This is a genomic window from Mycobacterium sp. NPDC050441 (assembly GCF_040655355.1).
GTDB lineage: Bacteria > Actinomycetota > Actinomycetes > Mycobacteriales > Mycobacteriaceae > Mycobacterium.
In genome coordinates this window covers 380,822-404,077 of the sequence record NZ_JBFAJS010000005.1, presented here as the reverse complement: position 1 = coordinate 404,077, position 23,256 = coordinate 380,822, and the positions used below count along the sequence as shown (strand labels likewise).

Sequence of the window (23,256 nt, the reverse complement as noted above, 5' to 3'; positions counted from 1 at the left end):
GACCCCTGGATAGGTTGCGGCCGTGTCGAACGACCATTCTGCGTTGGAATCTCTCGCCATCGAGATCGAAGTGATCTGGGGATCCAACAGCGTGGGCGCCGAGTCGATGCCTCCCGTAGTGATCGCGCAGGCCGGTAGCAGCTGGCGTATCCACGTCTCGCCGGCTCTTTCGAAAGATGCCAAACAGCTGGTGTGGGCCGCAGCAGACCTGCCTTTCGGCACCGCATCGTCGCTGCTCGACAGGGTGCATTCCGCGCTGGAGCCGTTGACGGGCCCGCTTTGCCGGGAAGTCACCCTGAGCTATGACTGTGCCCGGCCAGTCGGTCTCGACGCACCGGGTGGGATTCGTCTGATCACCGCGGACGACGCCGATGTGGCCCAGTTGCGCATCGCGCCGGACTGGGGTGCCCAGCAAGAGTGGGAAAGGCTGCTGGGCAACGGGTTCCCCTGGGCAGCGGCGACCGACGGCGATCAGGTGCTGGCTGTCTGCGAAACCGCGCGATGGTCGGTGCATGGCACTGAGGCAGGTGTGTGGACGCTGGCCGGTGTGCGTGGCCGTGGTCTGGCAGCTTCGGTGGTCGGTGCCTGGGCAACGCAATGCGCGAAACGGGTCGAACGCCTGTACTACAGCACCTCTGCGGACAACCTGTCCTCGCAACGCGTTGCCGAGCGCCTAGGTCTACCGCCTATCGGTGAGCTCTGGTTTCTGACACCGGACCGCGGTTGAGCGGTGTGCGCGGCAGGTCGACGCTCGCCCCGGCCCACGTTCGGTGTCGTGGCAGATGGTGATTCGGTTACGGTTTCGAAAAGTCTTCATACGTTGCGAGCGATCTTCTGTGTTGAATACGACCTTGCTGTTTCCCTGGATTTGTCCACTATGGCCGCAATCGCCGCGGAGCAGAGGTGTGAGCGCAGAAATGGGGGAATGACGAATGCGCTTAGCGACAACCGTAATCACCATCGCTGCTACTTGTGTCCTTGCCGCGGGCTGCGGCAAATCACCAGAACCAACAGCCGAAAGCACCCCGAGCAGGCCGATGATCACGTCGTTCGCCCCGGCGCCGGTGCTGAAACGAGCGCTGCCGGGATTGTTGCTCACCCCTGAGCAGATCGGTGCGGTGGCGGGGGCACCGGATATGACCGTGACCGGTACCCAATCCGAACTGGCGGACGACAGCGCAACGATGCAACCGCGGGAGTGCCTGGCTGTCGATGGTGCCGCGCAGGCGCCGGTGTACGCGGACAGCGGTTTTACCGACGTGCGTGATGTGACGCTTCGAAACGGTGACAACTTCACTCATTACGCGCATCAGGCGGTGGTGTTGTTCCCCGACGCCGACAAGGCCAAGGCCTTCTACGACGCGTCGGCGCAACAGTGGTCACAGTGCCACCGCTACAGCCACACACAGTCCGGCACCCAGTGGGAGGTCGGTCCCATCTCGAACAAGGCGGGCATGCTGAGCGTGGTCACCACCCAATTGCAGGCAAAGGAAGGCGGATGGGCGTGCGGGCGGGCATTGACCGCCAACGTCAACGTCGTCGTCGACGTCAACACCTGCAGTGCCAACCCGGCGGACTCGGCCTCCACGATTGCGGGTCAGATCGCCTCGAAGGTGGATCCGCCGACACCTCGCGGGTAGTCACCGGGCCGTCGGGGACTTTCCCCTCGCGGACTGCGCGGCTGGTGCTAGACAGGAGGCCATGCCTGACGATCAGGGCATCACTCGAGGAGGCCTGGATGGCATGGGATTTCAGCACTGAACCGGAGTTCCAGAAGAAGCTCGACTGGGTCAAGCAGTTCTGTGAGGACAAGGTCGAGCCGCTCGACCACGTGTTCCCCTACGCGGTGCGTTCACCCGATCCGGTGGTGAAAGCGTATGTCCGCGAGCTGCAACAGGAGGTCAAGGACCAGGGCCTGTGGGCCATCTTCCTGGACTCCGAGCTCGGCGGCCCCGGCTTCGGACAGCTCAAGCTCGGCTTGCTCAACGAGATCATCGGACGATACGCGGGGGCGCCGCACATGTTCGGAGCGTCCGCTCCCGACACCGGGAACATGGAAATGCTCGCCGCCTATGGCACCGAAGAACAGAAAGAACGTTGGCTGGGGCCACTGCTCAATCAGGACATGTTCTCGGCGTATTCGATGACCGAACCGCAGGGCGGTAGCGATCCCAGCCTGTTCAAGACGCACGCCGTGCGCGACGGCGGTGAGTGGGTGATCAACGGCGAGAAATGGTTCACCTCAGCGGGCCGGGTCGCCGACATTCTGTTCGTGATGTGTACCAACGGCATGTTCGTGGTGCCGCGCATGACGCCGGGTGTGGAGATCATGCCTGAGCCGCGAAACCACAACCACATCGTCTACCGCGACGTTCGGGTACCGCTCGACCACCTGCTCGGCCCGGAGGACGGGGCAAAGGTGTTGGCGCAGCGGCGTCTTGGCGGTGGACGGATTCACCACGCCATGCGCACCATCGCGCAGTGCAACCTGGCGTTCGACATGATGTGCGAGCGGGCACTGAGCCGGCAATCCCACGGCAAGGTCATCTCCGAACATCAGATGGTGCAGGAGAAGATCGCCGAGTCCTACGCGATGATCAAGATGCTGCGGCTGTTCGTTCTCGAGACGGCGTGGAAGATCGACAACACCTCGACCCAGGAAGCGCGCACCGAGATCGCCGCGGTCAAGTTCACCATGGCGAAGGTGCTTCGCGAGGTGTCGTTCAACGCCCTGCACATTCTCGGATCGCTTGGCACCACCGATCTCACGCCCATTCAGGCGATGTACGCCGGCGCCCCGACCATGGGCATCGCCGACGGCGTCGACGAGGTGCACATGGCCACGGTCGCGCGCCGGGTGCTGCGGGACTACGAGCCGCACGAGGGTAATTTCCCGACTGAGTTCATCCCGTACAAGCGCGAAGAGGCCCGCCGAAAGTTGCAGCCCGTGCTGGCCGCCAGACCGGATCTGGCGGCCTCCGCCGAGGCCTACCAGAAGTATTTCGAACGCCACCGTTGAACCGTCAGACCCGAATAGCCGCAAGGATATAGGAGCGATCGGGCCGGCTCCGGCGCTCAGATACCACCGGCCGTGATGGGCGGGAACGCCCATCACGGCCGGTGGTCGGTTGCGCTAGAACCAGACTTTTCGCCCGCCGACCGGACGGCCGACGGCTCCGAGAATCCACAAGATGACCCCGATCACCAGCAGAATCCCACCGATGGTGTACAGGATCGATATGCCGGCGAAATAGCCGATCAACAAGAGGATGATGCCGAGCACGATCATGGTCAATCCGTTCGACGTAGGAAACCTCGCGGTCTGTCGCAGTAAGTAATTGCCAGATCCGTCGATATTCAAACGTGCGGGCATGTTGGCGCCGCTAGCATCCTCGACCATGGCGAATCTGCACCGACGGCCGGTGTTGCTCGGGGCTGGGCGCCGAAGGGATGAACCAAGCCACGGCCCGCTACTCGAAGATGAAGAGGCACAAGCCCATGAGGGCTATTGGCACTAGCGTCGTCACGCGGGGGGTGGCGCCGGTGGTGGTGGCGGCGCCGGCGGCGGTAGCGTGATCGGCGGCAACCCGGGGATCTCGATGACGTTGGGCGGCGGGGGTGGGCCCAGCTGGTTGAGCAGGTCCCCGGGCGGAGGAGGTGGCGCCTCCGGCGGAGGAATGTAGACCGGCGGTGGTACATATCCCGTGCTGGTGTTGATCGTGATGATGGAGCCGGGAATGGTCCTACCGCTCGGGGTTGTCCCGACCACCGAACCCTTCGAAGCATTGCTGTTGACGGCAGTGGGTTTGTCGGCAACTCGGAAACCGGAGTCCAGCAGGCGTTTACGCGCCTCTTCGACCTTCAGGCCGGTCACGCTCGGTACCTCGCCACCGGGACCCCCGTCGACGTAGCGCGGGTCGGTGGGAGGCAGGGCGACGGGGCCGAAGTCGTCGGCGATGGGACTCATTGCCGCATACCAGGTCAGCGCCGGCTCGGTACCGCCGAACAGGGTGCCGTCGCCGCATTTGCGCAACGGGTACGAGCACAGTCCCGACGGTGACGACGAGTCGTCGAAGACGTAGTTCGCGGCGGCGTACCGGTTGGTGAAGCCGAGAAATCCCGATGACCGGTGGGCCTCGGTGGTGCCCGTCTTGCCCGACATCGGCAGCTTCCAACCGACCGAACTCGCTGCGCCGGCGGCGGTTCCGCTCTGGGCATCCTTGCTCAGTGCGTTGGCCAACGTGTTGGCGAGGCCCTCGGGCACCGCCTGATCGCACGGAACGGTCTCCACACCCACTTCATGCCCGTTGCGATCGAAGATCTTGTCGATCGGGCTCGGGGGGCACCAGGTACCGCCCGAGGCCAGGGTGGCTCCGACATTCGCCAACTCCAGCGCGTTGAGCTCGAAGGGGCCGAGCGTGAAGGATCCGATGTTCTGCCGCTTCACGTAATCGGCGATGCTCTCGTCGGAATCGGGGTTGTAATCGCGGGCGCTGCCGGGGTCGGCGTAGGACCTCAGGCCCAGGCGGACCGCCATGTCCACCGCACGCGGTACCCCGATCTGTGAGATGAGTTTGGCGAAAGCGGTATTGGGTGATTGTGACAGGGCGTCGGTGACACTCAGCGGGCTGCGGAAACCGTGCACGTTGCGCACACACCAGGTTTCCTTCGGACACCCGGGGGTGTCGCTGCTGCCCAGCCCCTTGCCCAGAAACGTTCCGGGGACATCGAGTGGGGAGTTGATGCCCATACCCATATCCAGTGCGGCGGCCGTGGTGAAGATTTTGAAGATCGACCCGGCGCCGTCACCGACCAACGAAAAGGGCTGTGGCTGCACGGTCTGCTTGGCATCGAGATCGAGTCCGTAGGTGCGGCTGTCACCCATCGCGACCAATCGATGTGCGTCCTTGCCGGGCGTGATCACGCTCATCACGCTCGCCACCCCGGCGGCGTTGGGGTCTGCGTACTTCTCGATCGCCGACTGGACGCTGTCCTGCACCTTGGGATCCAGCGTGGTGCGGATCAGGTACCCGTTTCGCGCGACGTCCTCCATGGTGAGCCCGGAGCGCGCCAGGTATTGCAGGACGTACTCGCAGAAGAAAGCGCGATTCCCGGCGGCGATGCAGCCCTGCGGAAGCGGATCGGCCTGGGGGAGTATTCCCAGCGGTGCCGCCTTGGCGGCCCGCAACTCCTCGGCACGGTCCGGCAGATAGTCGATCAGCGTGTCGAGCACGAGGTTGCGCCGAGCCAGGGCACCGTCGGGGTTGGTGTACGGGTTCAGTGCGCTGGTGGACCGCACCACACCGGCCAACAACGCGGCTTGCGACCAGTTGAGGTCGGCGGCATCGACGCCGAAGTAGGTGCGTGCCGCGTCCTGGACTCCGAAGGACCCGTTGCCGAACGACACCAGATTCAGATACCGGGCCAGGATCTCGCTTTTGGGGAGGGTCTTGTCCATCGCCAGCGCGATCCGGATCTCGCGCAGTTTGCGTGCGGGGCTGACCTCGACCGCGGATCGGCGCTCGGAGTTGGTGTTCGCCTTGACCAGAAGGTTGTAGTTCTTGACGTACTGCTGCTCGATGGTCGACCCACCGCGGACCTGGTCGATACCCCGCAGATAACCGAAGAGTCCGTTCAGAGTTCCCTGGACATCCACACCGCTGTGTTCGACGAAGCGCTTGTCTTCCACCGAGACGATCGCCAGTTTCATGGTGTCGGCGATCCGATCGGGAGGAACCACCCATCGACGCTGCTCGTACAGCCAGGCGATCGGTTTGCCCGAGGTGTCGACCATGGTGGTGACGATCGGTGCGTCACCTTGGAGCACCTCCGCGGAATCCTGTGCCACCGTGTCGGACAGTCGCGCAGTCATGATGCCGATGCCGCCGACGACGGGGAACATCAATACCGCCGCGAGTAATCCGGCCAGCACACAGTGCATGGCCAACTTGGCAACCGTAGACCGCGACCGCGGTGGCGGGCCGGACATGCCCTCAAGCGTAAGGGGATCAGCGGCCGGTGATGGATATATCGCACGCAACACGTTGGCTACGTTGTGATTTCAGAAGCCCAGAAAGTCGAATCTGATGGGTCGGCCCGCGGCCGACGCCCGCTTCCGGCGGTGCATCGGTGACCGGATGCGCAACTGGCCCGGCGGAGCGTCGCTAACGATCGCCGCGACTGCAGTTGGGATTCGCCGGCTTGGCGGGCCAGGCGCACACGTCGATGTAGGTGTTCTTTTCGTACCCACCGCCGTCGAACACCCCGTAGGCGTCGCCGTGGGTGCCGGTGTAGGTGGCTCCGCCACCTCCGCCACCGCTCGAGGTGATGATCGTGGTGAGGGCCCACCCCTTGCTCTGCAGTGCGTGCTTGTACGCGGTCATCACGTCATTCGGCGATCCGTTGACCTGGTAGTGCAGGTGGATTCCGCCGTCGGCGATATCGTCGGGCCCTCTGCTCTGCTGCACGTCTGCCGGTGCCGGTAACAGTGACGCCACCGATGCGCCGTTCCCGGCCGGGGCGGTCGTCGCACTGGTGGGGGCCGGCGCCGTCGTCGTGGTGGCTTCGGCTTTCTCGGTCACCGGGCTGCACGCCGTGGCGGCCAGGCCGATCGCCATCGCCCCGAGCAGGCAGGTTGTGGCGTGCTTCGTCATGGGCATCCCCGTTCGTCTCGCCGCACCGTACCAATGCAGGCAAAGGCGGTTGGACGATATTGACGCCAGAAATGGCCAGGTAATTCCGTTTGCAACAACGTGTCGTGCCTGGTGCCGCAACCGTCGGCGCCGATAGACCGGCTATCTGTTTGATTGTCGTTACCCGGCTGTCGGCTGTCGGGCAAGCATCGATTCACATGCGGCTTCGACCATATGGGGGCTTGGGGGAGACGACGACGATGACGACGATACGGAGACATGGATGAGGCGCAGGCGGTTCGCGGTGGCGGCAGCGTTGGTGTGTACGGCGAGCTTGGCCGCGGCGTGCGGCGGAAGCAAGGATGACAACGCATCGCTTCCGCTGCTCGATCCCGCCGCCAAGGGCACGCTGTCCGAGCACGGCGGCGCGACCCGCGCCGGTGACGACCGCAGCGCGCTGATCGCGGACTCCATCAAGAACACCGGCGCCAAGAACGTCATCCTGTTGATCGGCGACGGTATGGGTGACTCCGAGATCACGGTTGCCCGCAACTATGCCCAGGGAGCGGGCGGTGCCTTCCCGGGTATCGACGCCTTCCCGCTGACCGGCCAGTACACCCACTACTCCCTGAACAAGGACGGCAAGCCGACGTATGTGACCGATTCGGCCGCCAGCGGATCGGCCTGGGCCACCGGCACAAAGACCTACAACGGCGCCATCTCGGTCGACATCCACGGCAAGGATCAGAAGACGCTGCTGCAGCTTGCCAAGGACGCGGGCAAGGCGACGGGTGACATCTCCACCGCCGAGATCCAGGACGCCACTCCGGCCGTGCAACTCGCGCACGTCACCGGACGCAAGTGCTACGGGCCGGATGAGACGACCGTGAAATGCCCGACCAATGCCCTGGAGAAGGGCGGCAACGGATCGATCACCGAGCAGCTGCTCACCACGCGCGCCGACGTCGTGATGGGTGGCGGCGCCGAAACCTTCCAGCAGGTCGCCAAAGCCGGTGACTACCAGGGCAAGACGCTCGAGGTTCAGGCCAAGGAGCGCGGCTTCACCATCGTGCGCAACGCCGACGAACTGGGTAAGGCCGACAAGGCCGGCCAGGATGCCCCTTTGCTCGGTCTGTTCGCCGAGGGCAACATGCCGACCCGCTGGAGCGGCCCCGTGGCAGGTAAGGGCGGCTACCTGGAGCCGGCCGTCGAGTGCAAGGACAATCCGGACCGCGGCGCCTCGGTGCCCACGCTGGCTGCCATGACCGAGAAGTCCATCGACCTGCTCAAGGGCAATGGGAATGGGTTCTTTCTGCAGGTCGAGGGCGCCTCGATCGATAAACAGGACCATGCCGCCAATCCCTGTGGGCAGATCGGCGAGACCGTCGACCTCGACGAGGCCGCCAAGGTGGCCCTCGACTTCGCCAAGGAGAACAAGGACACCCTGGTGATCGTCACCGCCGACCACGCGCACAGCAGTCAGATCGTCGAGACCATGAGTGTCGACGATGTCCGCGATGCCGCGGCCGAGGCCAAGCTGCCGTTCGAGGTCACCCGCGACGCCATCTACCCGGGTCTGACCCGCGTGCTCCACAGCAAGGACGGCCAGGACCTGACCATCTCTTACGGCACCTCGGACAACCTCGACGCCATGGATCAGGGCCACACCGGATCCCAGTTGCGCATCGCGGCCTACGGCCCGAGCGCGGCCAACGTCGTCGGGCTGACGGATCAGACCGACCTGTTCTTCACGATGACCCGCGCCTTGGGACTGAACGACAACTGACCTCGCGCAGCGCGGCACCATTTCACAGCAGGTTGTGGGCAAAGGTAAAGCCACGCCATAGCGTGCGATTTGTGATGGTGTCGTGGCCCGAATGTGACCATTGCGTACCAGTGTTGCCCGAGTGACACAAGTGCACTGATGCACGACACGTCAGATCGGGGAGGACCACCATGACAGCGCACACCACCTTCGGCCGACTGTTCGGATATACGGCGCTGAGCATCGCCGGCGCGTTGGCGGTCCTCACGGTGAGCAACGGTTTGGCGGCCGCCACGCCGCGGGCGCCGCTGCCCTCCGATGACCAAGCACCCGCGGTGCCGTTCGACCCCGGTGCGTTGGTCAATGCCATCGACGACTACGCGAATCTCCTGTCGATCCTGACCGGTGGCGGCGGTACCTCACCGAGCCTCGGTGGGCCGGGCGGCACCGCTCCGGTTCCGGCGCCGACACAAGCACCGGAAGGCGCCTACCCGATGCTGCCCGGGGTGTAGGGAGCCCGCCATGTCCATCAGCCGAACCGTTGACGCGCGAACCGCACGGATCGCTCTCTCGCTGATCCGTTGCCCCATCAAGAGCCGGCGCTATCCCGCCAAGCAGGAGCGTCTGGTCACCCCGCAGGAAGCGGCGCGGCTCGCGCGGTAGCCGATTCAGGACGACGCCGCGAGTTTGACGACGCGGCGCGCGCCGGCGTCGACGACATAGACATTGGCCCCGGAGTCGACCGCGACGGACACCGGTCGATCGAGCCCGGTGAAGGGAAGCACGCTCGGAACATCGGACCCGGCCGCCAGTTTCAACACCTGCTTCGAGTCGGCATCGACGGCGTAGACGTTGCCCAGGGTGTCGACTGCGACGTCGACGACCCGGGTAACACGATGGAACGGCAGGACTTTTGGCGCATTCGACCCGTTGGTCAACAGCACAATTCGGTCATGGTCGGAATCGCCGACGTACACGTCGTGAGCGGCGTTCACTGCCACACCACCCACCCAATTGAGTTCTCTGAACGGAAGCACGGTCGGTGGCTGCACGCCGGCGGCCGACTTCACCAGGTGCACCGGCAGGCAGCATGCACCGCTGGGATCGGCACCGCCCCCGGCGGTTCCGTAGACGGCGGCGTCGGTGTCGATGGCTTGGATCTCACTGCGCTGCCCGAGGCTGGGTAACGGCAGCACCGTCGACGGCTGTTGTGTCCCGGCCAGCCGGACCAACTGCTCGTGTGCGGAGTCGATGACCCAGACGTTGCCATCGGCGTCGGCGGTCACCTCGCTATGCGTGAACGGCAACGAGATCTGGGGCCCGGACCCGGCGGCGAGTTCAAGTATCACGCTGTCGAAACCTGAAAAACCGTTGCTGTCCTTCGTTTTACGGAGATCGGTCAGGTACACGTCACCGGCTGCGTTCACGGCGATGCCGTGCGGATTCTGCAGGCCGGTGAACGGCAGGTCGGTCTGCCGGAATGCCGATGGTGGCGGGTTCGGTTGCGGCGACACGGGTGTGGCCGCGCACGCGGTGACGAGCGCGACCACGGCGGCGACGGCGCCCGCTCGCAGTGCGGCCATATCGGTGACCTCGGCAGGTTGCTGGGTAGTGAATCCGCGCTGATTGGACCATATGCCCTGGTGGCCGCACGGCGAGATCTCAAAAAGCAGGTAGTGCCATCTCCGCAGTCTCGGCGACCTGCTCGGCGTCGTAGGTGTTGATGGCGACGCTGTCGAGGATCGCGTGCAGTTGGTCAGCTTGTGCCCGCGGGGTGAGCTCGCTGGAGCGGTAGATGCGCCCGGCCTGTCGCGCCTGCCGGCGCACATGGCCGGTGCGGTCCATCCGTAGGTCCTCGTATCGCCGCAGACGCGCGCCGAGCTGATCGGGCCGCGCGCCGCGCAGAAGCACGGCCAGCGCCATCGCGTCTTCGATGGCCTGATTGGCGCCTTGTCCGAGATGCGGTGTGACCGCATGGGCACTGTCGCCCAGCAGGGTGATCCGGGCGGTGGACCACCGGTCCAGCGGTTCGCGGTCGTAGATTCCCCACCGGAAGGTGGAATCCATCGCGTCGATGATCGCCGTTACCCGGGGATCCCAGCCGTGATAGGCGGTGGCGAGTTCGGCGACTTCACCAGGGGCAGTCCAGGATTCGGAGATGTTGAGATTGGTGGGCACGAACGCCACGATGTTGAGGAGTTCGCCTGCCGATACCGGGTAGGCCAGGAAACTCTGGCGGGGGCCCAGCCACATGGAGCTGGCATTCATATCGGCGACGCCGCGCAGCCGGTCGGCGGGAATGAGCCCGCGGTAGGCCATGATTCCCTCGCTCACGGGTTCGGCCGCACCGGTTACCTTGCCCTGAAGGCGCGAGTGGATACCGTCGGCGCCGACGAGCAAGTCCGCGTCGACCGATGTGCCGTCGGCGAACTCGATGTGCACCCCGTCGGCGTGCTCGGTGGCCCCGACGCAGGAGCGGCCCAGTTGCAGGGCGCCGGCGGGTAGTGCATCGGCAAGCACCTTCTGGAACTCGCCGCGGTGCAGGCACCAGGTGCTCGCGGGGTCCCCGAAGCCGAGAGTCGAGGGCTCGCCGGCGATCGGTTCGGCCTGCCAGGTACGGAACTGGTAGTGCGTGACCGGCCCGGCGATCTCTGCCAACGCACCGCCCACTCCCAGGCGCGTGAGGATGCGGGATCCGTTCGTCGCGATGGAGACGCCCGCACCGAGCGCCTTGAGTTCGTGCGCCTGCTCGTACACGGTCGCATCGATTCCGTTGGCGCGCATGGCGATCGCGGCGGTCAATCCGCCAATGCCGGCACCCACCACGGCAACTCGGAGCCCAGTCATGAGTTTCTCCTCAATAACGATAAATGTACCGAGCGGTACGTCTTTGACTATAAATGTACCGCACGGTACAGTCAAGGGGTGGCCAGGACAGCGGATCCCGTAAAGCGCGAAGAGCTGCTGAAGGGCGTCGTGCGCTACCTCGAACAGCACGGGATCGGCGAGATGTCGCTGGCGCCGATGGCCGAGGCTCTGGGCACGAGCAAGCGCATGTTGCTGTACTACTTCGGTGACCGCGCCGAGCTGCTGGCGCAGGCGCTCGATGCAAGCCGTCCGCAGCTGGGGGAGATGTTCGCCCGCGTCACGAGCCCGGACGAATTCGTCGATGCGGCACGGACATTGTGGCGGGAGCTGACCCACGGCGGCGAACGGCGCAATGTACGGCTGCTGCTTCAGGTCCTCAGCCTGGCGATCACCGACCCGCAGACCTATGGCGGATCAGCCCGGAACGCGGTCGAGACGATGATCACCCCGATCGCGCAGGCATTGTCAGCGATCGGCTATGGCGCCGATGACGCGCGTGCGCGGGCCACCCTGGTGGTCTCCGGCTTGCGTGGGCTGTGCCAGGACGGTCTGGTCACCGAGGACAGGTCGCGGGTCGACGCGGCCGCCGAACTGTTGATCATCGCGGCCGTCGCCGCACCCATCAACTGAGGATCTGCCGGGAGACGGGATGCGGGTAGACATCCTGACGATGCTGAAACTTCAGGATGTCGGGGTTCAGTGCGGTGCCGTCACGAATCTCGATGGCCCGCGAGATCGTGTTGTCAGCATCCCAGGCTGCCGGACCGTCGAGCACAGTCTCAATATGCGCCATCAGTGCCTCGCTGATCTCCCACGTCGCCGAGTCCCACAGGTAGGACGGGCTGTGGTCCACGGCGTAGTAGTAGACGTCGTTGGCCACCTTGCAGACCGGGGCGGTGAACGAGCTCGGGCGTGCCCAGCTGAACCCCATGCCTGCGTCGCAGGAGACGTCGACGAGCAGGCTGCCCGGGTTGAACATGGCCAGATCGTCTTCGGTGACGAAGATGAGGGGAGCGTTGGGATCCTGCAGCACGCAGTTGACGACGATGTCGTTCTCGGCCAGGAAGCGAGCCACCGGCACCATGCCGTCCGCTGGTGTGTCGGCCCACGTCCGCTCGGGAGTGTCCTTGTCGCGCCCCATCTGCACGATCTGCGTTGAGTGGATCGGTGATCCGACGGCTGCCACTTCACGATTGGTCAGGACGCGGACATCATCGACGCCGTGGGCGTTGAGTGCGGTGACCGCGCCGCGGGCCGTCGCACCGAATCCGATGACGGCAGCGCGGAGCCGACGACCGTAGCTGCCGGTGATCCCGGCCAGCTGCATCGCATGGAGCACGGAGCAGTAGCCCGCGAGCTCGTTGTTCTTGTGGAAGACGTGCAGACCGAATCCACCGTCGGCCTGCCAGTGGTTCATCGCCTCGAAGGCGATCAGCGTCAGGCGCCGGTCGATGGCGATCTGCGTGAGGGCCGCATCCTGCACGCAGTGCGGCCATCCCCAGACCACCTGTCCGACCCTCAGCTCCGCCAGGTCCTCAGCCCGCACTTTGGGCAGCAGGATGATGTCGCAGTCCGCGATGATCTCGTCGCGTGTCTTGATTCCGCCGACCAGCTCGGCCAGTGCATCATCGGTGGCGCCGAACTCTTCGCCATAGCCGTGCTCAAGGAAGACCCGTTGCCGCATCGGTGGATCGATCCGGCCGAAATGCGCCGGGTGAATGGGCAGCCTACGTTCGTCAGGTTTGCGGGAGTGAGCCAGAACGCCTAGCGAAAGCTGTTGCGCCACCTCAGCGCTTCTGGTCAGGCAATGGCATCTGGATGGCGTGAGCCTTGGATCTTCGAGGAGATTCGTCAGACATCGCTGGGCCCCTTGATTGTGAGGGCCTGAGTGGTCCCGATGTCGTCGACACTACGCGTCGTGGATGGCCACCGGTGCCATCAGCGCCCGGCCCGCTCCATCGCCCGCGCCACCACACCGCGCGCCGGGCGCTGGCGCACCAGCTGCGGCCACCAGAACCAGCGGCCCATCAGCGCCGCGATCGACGGTGTCATGAAGGACCGGATCACGAGGGTGTCGAACAACAGACCAAGGCCGATCGTCGAGCCCACCTGGGCGACCACGATCATCTCGCTGACCACCATCGACATCATGGTGAACGCGAACACCAGGCCGGCCGCGGTCACCACCGATCCGCTACCGCCCATGGCCCGGATGATGCCGGTGTTGATACCCGCGGGCAGTTCCTCTTTGAGCCGTGCCACCAACAACAGGTTGTAATCCGCACCGACGGCCAACAGCACGATCACCGCCATCGCCATCACCATGAAGTGCAGTTCGATCCCGAGCAGGTGCTGCCACACCAGGATCGACAGACCGAAGGACGTTCCCAGAGAGACCAGTACTGTGCCGACGATCACCGCCGCGGCCACCAGGCTGCGCGTGATGATCAGCATGATGATGAAGATCAGGCACATCGCCGAGATCCCGGCGATGATCAGGTCGTAGTTGTTGCCCTCCTGCATATCCTTGAAGGCCGACGCCGTACCGCCCATGTAGATCTTGGAACCCTCGAACGGCGTGTTCTTCATGGCTTCCTTGGCGGCCAGCTTGATCCCGTCGATCAGCTTGATGCCTTCCGGCGTCAGCGGGTCACCCTCGTGAGAGATGATGAAGCGCACCGCTTTTCCGTCGGGGGAGATGAAGCTCTTCATTCCCCGTTTGAAGTCGGCGTTGTTGAAGATCTCCGGCGGCAGATAGAAGGTGTCGTCGTTCTTGGAGTCGTTGAACGCGGTGCCCATGGCGGTCTGGCTGTCCTGCATCGCGGCCATCTGATCCTGCAGACCCTTCTGGGTCTGGTACATGGTCAGCATCATCGTCTTCATCGTCCGCATGGTCTCGATCTGCGGCTGCATCATGGTCGCCATCTGCGGCATCAAGGCGTCGAGCCGGTGCATGTCGGGCATCATCTGCTGGATGCTGTCGGTCATGGTGTCGACACCGTCGAGGCCGTCGAACACCGAGCGCATCGACCAGCAGACCGGGATGTTGTAGCAGTGCGGTTCCCAGTACAGGTAGTTGCGCAGCGGGCGCAGGAAGTCGTCGAAATCGGAGATGTGGTCCCGTAACTCGGCCACGTCGACGACCATCTGATCCATCTTGCCGACCATGTTGTGCGTGATGGAGCTCATCTCCACCATCAGCGTGATCATCTGATCCATCGTGTTGATGGTCTTCTGCATCTCGTCGGCCTGCAGCAACATGTCGTCGGCGCGGTCGGTGAGGTACTTGCGGTTCATGGTCTGCATGACCCCGCCCATGCTCATCTGGGCGGGAATGGTGCTGAACTCCAGCGGTTCACCCTGCGGGCGGGTGATGGCCTGCACGCTCCCGACCCCGGGCACCTCGAAGATCTTCTTGGCGATCTTGTCGATTACCAGGAAGTCCGCGGAATTGCGGATGTCGTGATCGGTTTCGATGAGCACCAACTCGGGGTTCATCTTCGCCGCCGAGAAGTGCCGGTCGGCCGCGGCGTAACCCTCCTGCGCAGGCAGGTCGGTCGGCAGATAGTTGCGGTCGTTGTAGTTGGTCCGGTAGCCCGGCAGGGTCAGTAGACCGACCAACGACAGCAGGATGGTGCCCAGCAGCACCGGCCCCGGCCAGCGGACCACGAAGGCTCCCAGCCGCCGCCAGAAGCGGATGCGCATGGCGCGTTTGGGCTCGAGCACCTTGCCGAACCGGCTGGCCACCGTGATCACCGCGGGCCCCAGCGTCAACGCCGCCAGCACCGTGACGGTCATGCCGACGGCCATCGGAATGCCCAGCGTCTGGAAATAGGGCAGCCGGGTGAAATGCAGACACAATGTCGCCCCGGCGATCGTCATACCGGAGCCGAGCACCACGTGCGCAGTGCCGTGGAACATCGTGTAGTAGGCCTGTTCTCGGTCCTCGCCCACGCTGCGGGCTTCTTGATATCGCCCGATCAGGAAGATCGCGTAATCGGTGGCCGCGGCGATCGCGAGCGTGATCAGAAGCTGCGTCGCGAACGTCGAGAGGCCGATCAGGTTGTGGTATCCCAGGAATGCGACGAAGCCGCGTGCCGCGGATAGTTCGATCACCACCATCGCCAGCACCAGGAGCACCGTGATGATCGACCGGTAGACCAGCAGCAGCATCGTGATGATGACGATGAAGGTGACGCCCTCGATGATCTTGACGCTGCGGTCGCCGGAGATCTGCTGATCGGCGGCCAGCGCGGTGGGACCGGTGACGTACACCTTGAGCCCAGGCGGCGGCGACAGGCCCGCGATGAGGTGCTGGACGGCTTCCACCGATTCGTTGGCCAGCGACTCACCCATGTTGCCGGCCATGTAGACCTGCACGTAGGCGGCCTTGCCGTCATTGCTCTGGGCGCCGGCCTCGGTCAGCGGGTCGCCCCAGAAATCCTGGACATGTTCGACGTGCTTCTTGTCGGCCACGAGCCGGTCGACCATGTCGTTGTAGAACCGATGCGCGTCGTCGCCGAGTTTGTCGTCCCCCTGGGCCTCGAGCACGATCATCGCCGAGCTGTCGGAGTGAAACTCGTCGAACACCTTGCCGACGCGCTTCATCGCGATCACCGACGGCGCCTCTTCGGGGCTCATCGACACCGAGCGCATCTGGCCGACCACCTCGAGCGGGGGAACGGTCACGCTCAGAAACGCGAGGAGGGCGATCCAGCCGACAATCACCGGAATGGCGAGTCGACGGATCCATCGAGCAACCCCCGTGTGGGGAGCTCTGGAATCGGCCATCAGGAACCCTTGGTGGTCGGTGGGGAGAACACGATGCAGCGGTCGCGCATTGTGCGAAGGCTTACCTTACTACCTCGTGTCGTTCCCACCGTCTTACCAGACGAGGGACGTCAACAGGTGGCCAGCTGTTGTCAGCAGGCGCTACACGCCGACCGGCTCGATGTCGTCGACGCGGCCCAGCCGCCACTGTCCGTCGCCGAGCAGTTCCAGGTGGGTGTTGTGATGGCGGTGGACCGTGGAGCGGTGAGTGACGCTGACCAGCACGGTGTCGGGTAGTTCGCGGCGGATCAGGCTGTAGATCATGAACTCCAGCGGTTCGTCGAGCGCCGAGGTCGCCTCGTCGAGGAACGCCACCTTGGGTTTGGTCAGCAGGACCCGGGCGAATGCGACGCGTTGCTGTTCGCCGGGGGAGAGCACCTTGGCCCAGTCGGCGTCCTCGTCGAGCCGGTCGACATAGCGCGGCAGCGCGACGGCGAGCAGGGCGTCCTGTAGCGCCGTGTCGGGCAACGCGCCGGGCTGCTGCGGATAGGACACCACGGTCCGCAGATCGCCCAACGGAATGTAGGGCACCTGAGACAGATACAGCGTTTCGTTGTCGCCTTGCGGGCACCGCACGGAGCCCGAGGCGTACGGCCAGAGCTGGGCGATGCTGCGCAGCAGTGTGGTCTTGCCGGTGCCCGACTTGCCGGTGACGATCATCGCCTCGCCGGCGGCCAGGGACAGGCTGAGATCGTCGATCAACTGCTCGCCGGCCGGGTTGCGTACCTCGACGTCGCCGAGTTCGACCAGGCTGTCGGTATCCGCGGCGAGATCCGAGACGTCCAGCTTGGGCAGCTCGCGGCTCTGCTCGTCGGCGGTGACCAACCCGTACAGGCGGATGATCGAGGCGCGGTAACCCGCGAAGGTGTCATAGGAATTGCGGAAGAACGACAACGCATCCTGAATCGCACCGAACGCGGCCACCGACTGATTGACCGTACCGAGCTGGATCTGGCCGGTGAACAATCTCGGAGCCTGCAACATCCACGGCAGCGGAATGATGATGTGGTTCATCGACAGATTCCAGCCGGTGAACGCCATGGTCCGGTTGACGAAGTGTTTGTAGTTCGTGACGACGGCGGCGAAACGTTCCCGCAGCTGCGACCGTTCGACCTTCTCGCCGCGATAGAGCGCGACCGACTCGGCGGCGTCGCGCAGGCGCACCAACGCGTAACGGAATGCGGCGTTGAACTTTTCGTTGTTGAACGACAACCTGATCAGCGGACGGCCGAGGGCGAACGCGACCACGGTGGCGAATGCGACGTAGACGAACACCGACCAGAACATCGCGCGCGGTATCTCGATGCCGAACAGGTTGAGGTCACCCGAGAGGTTCCACAGGATCGAGGTGAACGAGATGACCGAGACGATCGACGAGATGGCGCCGAAGGGAAGGGTGCCGTTGCTGGTCTGATGCGGGGTATTGGGCTGTGGGCCCGACAGTGCGGTGAACACGTCGATGTCGGACTGGATGCGCTGATCCGGGTTGTCGATGGTCTGGTCGATGAACCGGGATCGGTAGTAGGCGCGACCGTCGAGCCAGTCGCCGGTCAGTCGATCCGTCAGCCAGGCGCGCCAGGCGAGCATGAAACGCTGCGTCATGAACAGGTCGACCAGCACTCGGGTGACGAGGATCGCGGCCAGCACCATGAAGGTCGCCAGCGCGATCCAGAAACCCGTGATCCCTGAAGTTCTCACCTCGTCGTTGCCGGTGGCCAAGCCCTCGACGGCGACCTGGGCGGAGGTGAACAGGTCGTTGCCCTGGTAGCTGAACAACACCGACAGCCGCACGTTGATGATCACCGACAGCAATATCGCCGCCAGTGTCAGCCAGGGCTTGAGGCTGTGGCGCCCGGTGAAATAGGTGCCGGTGACGGCCCAGAACTGTCGGCCCCAGGTGGTGAAACGGGCGATGAGGGTCAGCACGGCCAGGGTGCAGACCGCGGTGATGGTCCAGGCCTGGGCGAGCCACCACAGGGAGTGCAGTAGCTCGTTGCTCCAGTCGATCGAGGGCGTGAACGGCTTCAGATCACTCACCGGGGCCCCTCCTGATCTGCCGACTGGATTACCAGACGTGTCTGCGTGAAGCTACCGCAGCGGATCAGCCAGGTCTCATCGCGACACCGAGATTCGGGGCAAGTTCGCCTCGACGGTAAAAGGTCCAAACTTTGGTCTCTATTGCCAAAGCGGCGCGCCAATACCGGTGTTCGTCGGTAGTGTGGCCTTCGTCGACAGTGCACACCCTCACGATCGTCCGAACAGCAAGGAAACCTGTTGGTTCTCTACGAATTTCGCTGTAAGTCCGGTTGCGGCGTAACGAAAAAGATGTACTCGATGAGCGCGCGTCCGGACGTGATCGACTGCCCGGACTGCCGAGGGCCGGCGCGCAGGTCCATCGCGGCGCCGAACCTCGGCCGCGGCGGCTCGACCGCCATGGCGCTTCAGGACGCGACGCGCGCGTCGGCCGACCGTCCCGCAGTGGTTGCCGGACCGCCACCGGGCGGCCGGCAGCAGATAGTCACCACCAATCCGCTTCACCAAAAATTGCCCCGTCCCTGAAGGAGGATCAATGCCCGAGGTTGTCTTCCCGCTCGACTCGACCAAGAAGTTCACCGATCAGGAGAAGCTCGGCCACAACCGATGGCATCCGGATATCCCGGCCGCTGTGACGGTCAAGCAGGGCGACTCATTCCGGGTGCACTGTCGTGAATGGTTCGACGGCGCGATCGTCAACGACGATTCGGCCGACGACATCCTCAACGCGCCGTTGACGACAGTGCACGTGCTCTCCGGCCCGATCGCCGTCGAGGGCGCCAAGCCCGGAGATCTGCTGATCGTCGACATCCTCGACGTCGGCCCCATCCCGCAAGAGGATTCCGGGCCGCTGGCCGGCCAGGGCTGGGGCTACACCGGCATCTTCCCCAAGCTCAACGGCGGCGGGTTCCTGACCGATCAATTCCCCGACGCCTACAAGGCGATCTGGGACTTCTCCGGTCAGAAGGCCACCTCACGCCACGTCCCGTACGTGGAGTTCACCGGCATCGTGCACCCCGGCCTGATGGGCACCGCGCCGTCGACCGGCCTGCTGGCGAAGTGGAACACCCGTGAGGCCGCGCTGATCGCCACCGACCCCGACCGCGTGCCGCCGTTGGCCCTACCGCCGGAGCCGCGTGACGCGATTCTCGGTGGGCTGACCGGGGACGCCTTCACCAAGGCCGCCGCCGAGGCGGCCCGCACCGCGCCGCCGCGGGAGAACGGTGGCAACCAGGACATCAAGAACCTCACCAAGGGCAGCCGGGTGTTCTATCCGGTGTACGTCGACGGGGCGAACCTCTCGGTCGGCGACCTGCATTTCTCGCAGGGCGACGGCGAGATCACGTTCTGCGGTGCCATCGAGATGGGAGGGTTCATCGACCTGCGCGTCGACATCATCCCGGGCGGCATGGAGACCTACGGTGTGAGCGAGAACGCCATATTCATGCCCGGCAACACCGATCCGCAGTACTCCGAATGGCTCGCCTTCTCCGGCACCTCGGTCACCCTCGACGGTGAGCAGCGGTACCTGGACTCACACCTGTCCTACCAGCGCGCTTGTCTACACGCGATCAACTACCTGACGAAATTCGGCTACAGCCCCGAGCAGGCCTACCTGCTGTTGGGTGCCGCACCCATCGAGGGACGCCTGTCCGGCGTCGTCGATATCCCGAATGCCTGTGCGACGGTGTACATTCCGACTGCGATCTTCGATTTCCCGATCGCGCCGTCGGCCTCGGGACCGACGCAGATCGACCCGGGTATGGGGGCCCCGCACTCGTCGTTCGGCTGACGGGTTCCGGACACCGGCCGCGGCGGGCCGGGGCGCGGTCGAACTATCCTCGTCTTCGAGACGACCGCTGCCCGCCCCGCCCGGGGCTTGGTGCAACCGGAAAGGATCGCGCAATGACTCCGCCCCCTGGTGCCTCGCGCCTCGGCACCCGGTTCGGACCCTACGAGCTGAAATCGCTGATCGGTGTCGGCGGAATGGGCGAGGTGTACCGCGCCTACGACACGGTCAAAGAACGCATGGTGGCGGTCAAACTGCTGCGCACCGAGATCGCCGCGGACGCGAGCTTTCAGGCGCGGTTCCGGCGCGAATCCCGGGTGGCGGCGCGGCTGCAGGAACCCCACGTCATCCCGGTGCACGATTTCGGCGAGATCGACGGCGTCCTGTACATCGACATGCGCCTGGTCGAGGGTGGCAGCGTCAAGGAACTGCTGCGGACCAACGGCCCGCTCACTCCGGGACGCGCCACGGCGATCGTCACGCAGGTGGCCGCGGCGCTGGACGCCGCGCACGCCGACGGCTTGGTGCACCGCGACATCAAGCCGGAGAACGTGCTGCTCACCCCGGACGACTTCGCCTACCTGGTGGATTTCGGTATCGCCCACGTCGGGGGTGAGGCCAGCGTCACGATGACGGGCGTGCTGATCGGATCGAGCGCCTACATGGCGCCCGAGCGGTTCTCCGGTGGCCCGGTCGGACCGGCCGCCGACGTCTATGCGTTGACCTGCCTGCTCTACGAGATGATGATCGGCCGGCCACCGTTCGAGACCGGTGATCTGCGCCAGCTGATGAGTGCGCACATGTTCTCCGCGGCGCCGCGGCCCAGCATCATGCGCCGCGGCATACCGCGCGCATTCGACGAGGTCGTCGCCAAGGGGATGGCCAAGGACGCCGTGGATCGCTATTCGAGTGCCGGTGAACTGGCCAAGGCCGCCCGCGCGGCGGCCGGCTCCGCCACCTCCGTCGCAGCGCCAGCACCATCACCTGAACCGGCATCACCTGTAGTGCCGTCCGTAACGGCGCCCGCGCCGGCCCCGACGCCCCCGCCGCGACCGATACCGCCGGCCCCGACACCGCCGCACACGCCGGGCACCCGCGAGTTCTCCTCGATCTACCCGAACCCGGATCACACCGGCTTCACCCCGTACCCGCCTGCACCGCCCCCGCCGCAGGTACCGCAGGCTCCGGTGCGCAAGCCGCGGTTCAGCCGGACCCAGCTCATCCTGATCGTGGTGTCGGTGGGGCTGTTCGGGATTGCGGCCGTGCTGGCCGCCGTTTTGGCCAGTGGCGGCGATGGCGCCTCCACACGCGAGACGTTGACCGTACCGTCTCCGCCGAGCTCGGCTTCCGAGGCGCCGACGAGCGCCACCAAGACCGGTTCGGCGACGGCCGGCGTCAGCGGCACCGACGAGCAGGGCTTCATCGACCACACCGCACGCTGCGTCGAGGGAACCACGCCCGTCGCCGTGATCCGGACCGCGTCTTCGCTGGCGGTGATCTGCCAGAGCGGTCCCGATTCCTTCTCTTACCGCGGTGAGCGCCTCAGTGACGGTGCCAATCTCCAGATCCCCACCGCCGAGCGTTCCGGCAACGGTTTCGTGGCGACCAATCCCGCCGACGGTGCACGCTATGAGGTCGGGCCCGACGGGCTCACCATCAGCAGCTACGGCAAAGTCGATTCGTCGGAACCGCCTCTGGAGTACGGCGAGCGCTGAGGGGTTTCAGGACGCGGTTTTCACCACGGCGGTCTTTGCCGGAACCGGGGCGTACACGACCACCGGATTTGTCTTGCCCTTGAGGGCAAGCCCCGGGCGGGCCTCGAAATCACCTTGGTCCCTGGTGAGTTGACTCAACGTGGCAGCCGTGAGCAGCACGGTGTCGCCGGTCTGGCGGGTCGCGGTTTCCACCCGGGAGGCGATGTTTACCGCGTCGCCGATCACGGAGAACTCCAAACGGCCTGCGCCACCGACATTTCCGGCCACCACCGGCCCGGAATTCAGTCCGACGCCCACCGACAGCGCGCCGCTGAACTCGTCGTCCACGGCGGTGGCGATCTGCAACGCCGCGCCCAGGGCGTCGTCAGCATGACGGTCCTGGTGCCGGGGCGCGCCGAAGACGGCCATCAGTCCGTCGCCCGCGTACTTGTCGACGTGGCCGCCGTGGTCGTGCACGATCGGGACGATCCGCTCGAAAAGCCGGTTGAGCGTGGTGACCACCTCGATGGGCTGCAACCGCTCGGCGAGAGCGGTGAATCCACGGACGTCGACGAACATGAGCGTGACGTCCACCTCCTGTGCCTCCACCGACCCGGCGGCGCACAGAATATGTTCGGCCACATCGCGATCCACGTAGGTGCCGAAGGTGTCGCGGATGCGCTCCCGTTCGGCCAGGCCCGCCGTCATCGTGTTGAAACCGGCTTGCAGCCGCCCGATCTCGCTGGCATCGTCGACCTCGACCCGCGCATTGAAGTCACCTGCCTGCACCTGTGCCAGGGCCCGGCGCAGCGCCGTGACACGTTCGGTGACCGACCGGATGGCGATCAGGATCGCGAACAGTCCGACCACGATCGCCACCGCCACCAGGATCAGGATGGCCGCGAAGGTGCGTTGAGCCCGGAATCCGACGTCGGCGAGGTAGCCGACCGCCAGTACGGCGACGCCGAACAGCGGAACCCCGGTGGCCAGCAGCCAGGCCATCACCAGCCTGCGCCCGACCGTCGGCCCGAATCGCCGGTCGGCGGCGGCGGCGCCGTCGAGGGCGCGAGCCGACACCGGCCGCATGACCCGCTCGACGATCAGATACCAGACCGCGCTCGTGGAGATGCCGCCCAGCGCCACCACGCTGAAGATGTACACCGCGGTGGACACCTGCTGACTGAGCGCCAGCGAGCCGAAGATCACCGCGCCGAAACCCCACACCGCGGCCGACAACCGCACCGCCTCCCCGGAGGCTCCCAGCGTCATCCGCTGTTCCCGCGGGGTGGGTGGGCGGCCCTGGCTGAGCCAGGCCGTACTGGCGGCGAACCGGTGGCGCCGTACCCGCATCATCACCGGGACCGCGACTGCCAGGAACACGATGAGCACGGTGCCGCCGCGGATCAGCAGGCGCTGGGTGTCCTCCGGGGTCAACACGATGGGGGCCGCGAAGGCCAGGAAGGCGCCGACTATCCCGCCGCCACCGGCGCTCACCACGGCCGCACTGCGCACCCAGCGCTTGAATGTCAGGTCACGAAGTTCGGCCCCGGCGTCGCGGGCGATGACGTCGGGGGCGACAGCGACGGGCTTCCTGAGGTGGGACAAGCCGTTGACGGTGGCGTCCATGAGCTGAGCTTGCGCGCG

19 protein-coding genes are annotated in these 23,256 nt (G+C 65.3%); 10 read left to right on the top strand and 9 right to left on the bottom strand.

Translation table 11 applies throughout. The annotated features are described in order from the left end of the window. Nucleotides 1–22: 22 nt before the first annotated feature. The 3 genes from AB0I14_RS17570 (at nucleotide 23) to AB0I14_RS17560 (ending at nucleotide 3,019) form a co-directional block, all read left to right on the top strand. Entirely contained in the window at nucleotides 23–727 is a 705-nt protein-coding gene (locus AB0I14_RS17570; RefSeq protein ID WP_358023854.1) for a GNAT family N-acetyltransferase, read from the top strand. 310 nt (nucleotides 728–1,037) lie between these two features. Continuing rightward, nucleotides 1,038–1,640, top strand: coding sequence for a sensor domain-containing protein (locus AB0I14_RS17565; RefSeq protein ID WP_358023851.1), 603 nt, complete (start codon nucleotides 1,038–1,040; stop codon nucleotides 1,638–1,640). 98 nt (nucleotides 1,641–1,738) lie between these two features. Beyond that, a complete protein-coding gene (locus tag AB0I14_RS17560) occupies nucleotides 1,739–3,019 on the top strand; it encodes an acyl-CoA dehydrogenase family protein (protein ID WP_358023848.1) in 1,281 nt (426 codons plus the stop codon). Nucleotides 3,020–3,133: 114 nt separating this feature from the next. Here the strand turns inward: AB0I14_RS17560 and AB0I14_RS17555 are convergent, their stop codons facing one another. The 3 genes from AB0I14_RS17555 to AB0I14_RS17545 form a co-directional block, all read right to left on the bottom strand. Beyond that, nucleotides 3,134–3,289, bottom strand: a complete 156-nt coding sequence (locus AB0I14_RS17555) for a hypothetical protein (protein WP_170309375.1) — start codon at nucleotides 3,287–3,289, stop codon at nucleotides 3,134–3,136. A 234-nt stretch (nucleotides 3,290–3,523) separates the two neighbouring features. Continuing rightward, complete coding sequence (gene ponA2 / locus AB0I14_RS17550; RefSeq protein ID WP_358023845.1) at nucleotides 3,524–5,989, bottom strand: transglycosylase/D,D-transpeptidase PonA2; 2,466 nt, start codon at nucleotides 5,987–5,989, stop codon at nucleotides 3,524–3,526. Nucleotides 5,990–6,164: 175 nt separating this feature from the next. Then, a complete protein-coding gene (locus AB0I14_RS17545) occupies nucleotides 6,165–6,653 on the bottom strand; it encodes a hypothetical protein (protein WP_358023842.1) in 489 nt (162 codons plus the stop codon). Between the two features lie 262 nt (nucleotides 6,654–6,915). On the opposite strand from AB0I14_RS17545, the gene phoA reads away from it, so the two are divergent. The 3 genes from phoA to AB0I14_RS17530 all read left to right on the top strand — a co-directional run bounded on the left by phoA (nucleotide 6,916) and on the right by AB0I14_RS17530 (nucleotide 9,060). Continuing rightward, a complete protein-coding gene (gene phoA / locus AB0I14_RS17540; RefSeq protein ID WP_358023839.1) occupies nucleotides 6,916–8,418 on the top strand; it encodes an alkaline phosphatase in 1,503 nt (500 codons plus the stop codon). A 170-nt stretch (nucleotides 8,419–8,588) separates the two neighbouring features. Then, nucleotides 8,589–8,909, top strand: coding sequence for a hypothetical protein (locus AB0I14_RS17535; protein WP_358023836.1), 321 nt, complete (start codon nucleotides 8,589–8,591; stop codon nucleotides 8,907–8,909). A gap of 10 nt (nucleotides 8,910–8,919) precedes the next feature. Beyond that, nucleotides 8,920–9,060, top strand: coding sequence for a hypothetical protein (locus AB0I14_RS17530; protein WP_358023833.1), 141 nt, complete (start codon nucleotides 8,920–8,922; stop codon nucleotides 9,058–9,060). 5 nt (nucleotides 9,061–9,065) lie between these two features. On the opposite strand, the gene AB0I14_RS17525 is transcribed toward AB0I14_RS17530, so the two are convergent. Further along, nucleotides 9,066–9,980 (bottom strand): hypothetical protein, encoded by a 915-nt coding sequence (locus AB0I14_RS17525; RefSeq protein ID WP_358023829.1) that lies wholly within the window; start codon nucleotides 9,978–9,980, stop codon nucleotides 9,066–9,068. 79 nt (nucleotides 9,981–10,059) lie between these two features. After that, nucleotides 10,060–11,244, bottom strand: a complete 1,185-nt coding sequence (locus tag AB0I14_RS17520; RefSeq protein WP_358023826.1) for an FAD-dependent monooxygenase — start codon at nucleotides 11,242–11,244, stop codon at nucleotides 10,060–10,062. A gap of 78 nt (nucleotides 11,245–11,322) precedes the next feature. On the opposite strand from AB0I14_RS17520, the gene AB0I14_RS17515 reads away from it, so the two are divergent. Next, on the top strand, nucleotides 11,323–11,895 hold the full coding sequence (locus AB0I14_RS17515) for a TetR family transcriptional regulator (protein WP_358023823.1): 573 nt from the start codon (nucleotides 11,323–11,325) through the stop codon (nucleotides 11,893–11,895). On the opposite strand, the gene AB0I14_RS17510 is transcribed toward AB0I14_RS17515, so the two are convergent. The 3 genes from AB0I14_RS17510 to AB0I14_RS17500 form a co-directional block, all read right to left on the bottom strand. Continuing rightward, nucleotides 11,888–13,069 carry a N(5)-(carboxyethyl)ornithine synthase gene (locus AB0I14_RS17510; RefSeq protein WP_358024397.1) on the bottom strand — a complete coding sequence of 394 codons (1,182 nt, stop codon included), beginning with the start codon at nucleotides 13,067–13,069 and terminating at the stop codon, nucleotides 11,888–11,890. The genes AB0I14_RS17515 and AB0I14_RS17510 overlap by 8 nt on opposite strands. 134 nt (nucleotides 13,070–13,203) lie before the next feature. Then, nucleotides 13,204–16,056 carry an MMPL family transporter gene (locus AB0I14_RS17505; RefSeq protein WP_358023820.1) on the bottom strand — a complete coding sequence of 951 codons (2,853 nt, stop codon included), beginning with the start codon at nucleotides 16,054–16,056 and terminating at the stop codon, nucleotides 13,204–13,206. A gap of 141 nt (nucleotides 16,057–16,197) precedes the next feature. Beyond that, nucleotides 16,198–18,132: an ABC transporter ATP-binding protein/permease gene (locus tag AB0I14_RS17500; protein ID WP_358023817.1), complete on the bottom strand. Its 1,935-nt coding sequence runs from the start codon at nucleotides 18,130–18,132 to the stop codon at nucleotides 16,198–16,200. A 237-nt stretch (nucleotides 18,133–18,369) separates the two neighbouring features. On the opposite strand from AB0I14_RS17500, the gene AB0I14_RS17495 reads away from it, so the two are divergent. From AB0I14_RS17495 to AB0I14_RS17485, 3 genes are all read left to right on the top strand, one after another. Beyond that, nucleotides 18,370–18,654, top strand: coding sequence for a zinc ribbon domain-containing protein (locus AB0I14_RS17495; RefSeq protein ID WP_358023814.1), 285 nt, complete (start codon nucleotides 18,370–18,372; stop codon nucleotides 18,652–18,654). A gap of 10 nt (nucleotides 18,655–18,664) precedes the next feature. Further along, on the top strand, nucleotides 18,665–19,921 hold the full coding sequence (fmdA, locus tag AB0I14_RS17490; RefSeq protein WP_358023811.1) for a formamidase: 1,257 nt from the start codon (nucleotides 18,665–18,667) through the stop codon (nucleotides 19,919–19,921). A 113-nt stretch (nucleotides 19,922–20,034) separates the two neighbouring features. Continuing rightward, the gene (locus tag AB0I14_RS17485; protein WP_358023808.1) at nucleotides 20,035–21,633 is read left to right on the top strand and encodes a serine/threonine-protein kinase; all 1,599 of its coding nucleotides are present in this window, start codon (nucleotides 20,035–20,037) and stop codon (nucleotides 21,631–21,633) included. 6 nt (nucleotides 21,634–21,639) lie between these two features. Here the strand turns inward: AB0I14_RS17485 and AB0I14_RS17480 are convergent, their stop codons facing one another. After that, on the bottom strand, nucleotides 21,640–23,238 hold the full coding sequence (locus tag AB0I14_RS17480; protein ID WP_358023805.1) for an adenylate/guanylate cyclase domain-containing protein: 1,599 nt from the start codon (nucleotides 23,236–23,238) through the stop codon (nucleotides 21,640–21,642). Nucleotides 23,239–23,256: the final 18 nt, after the last annotated feature.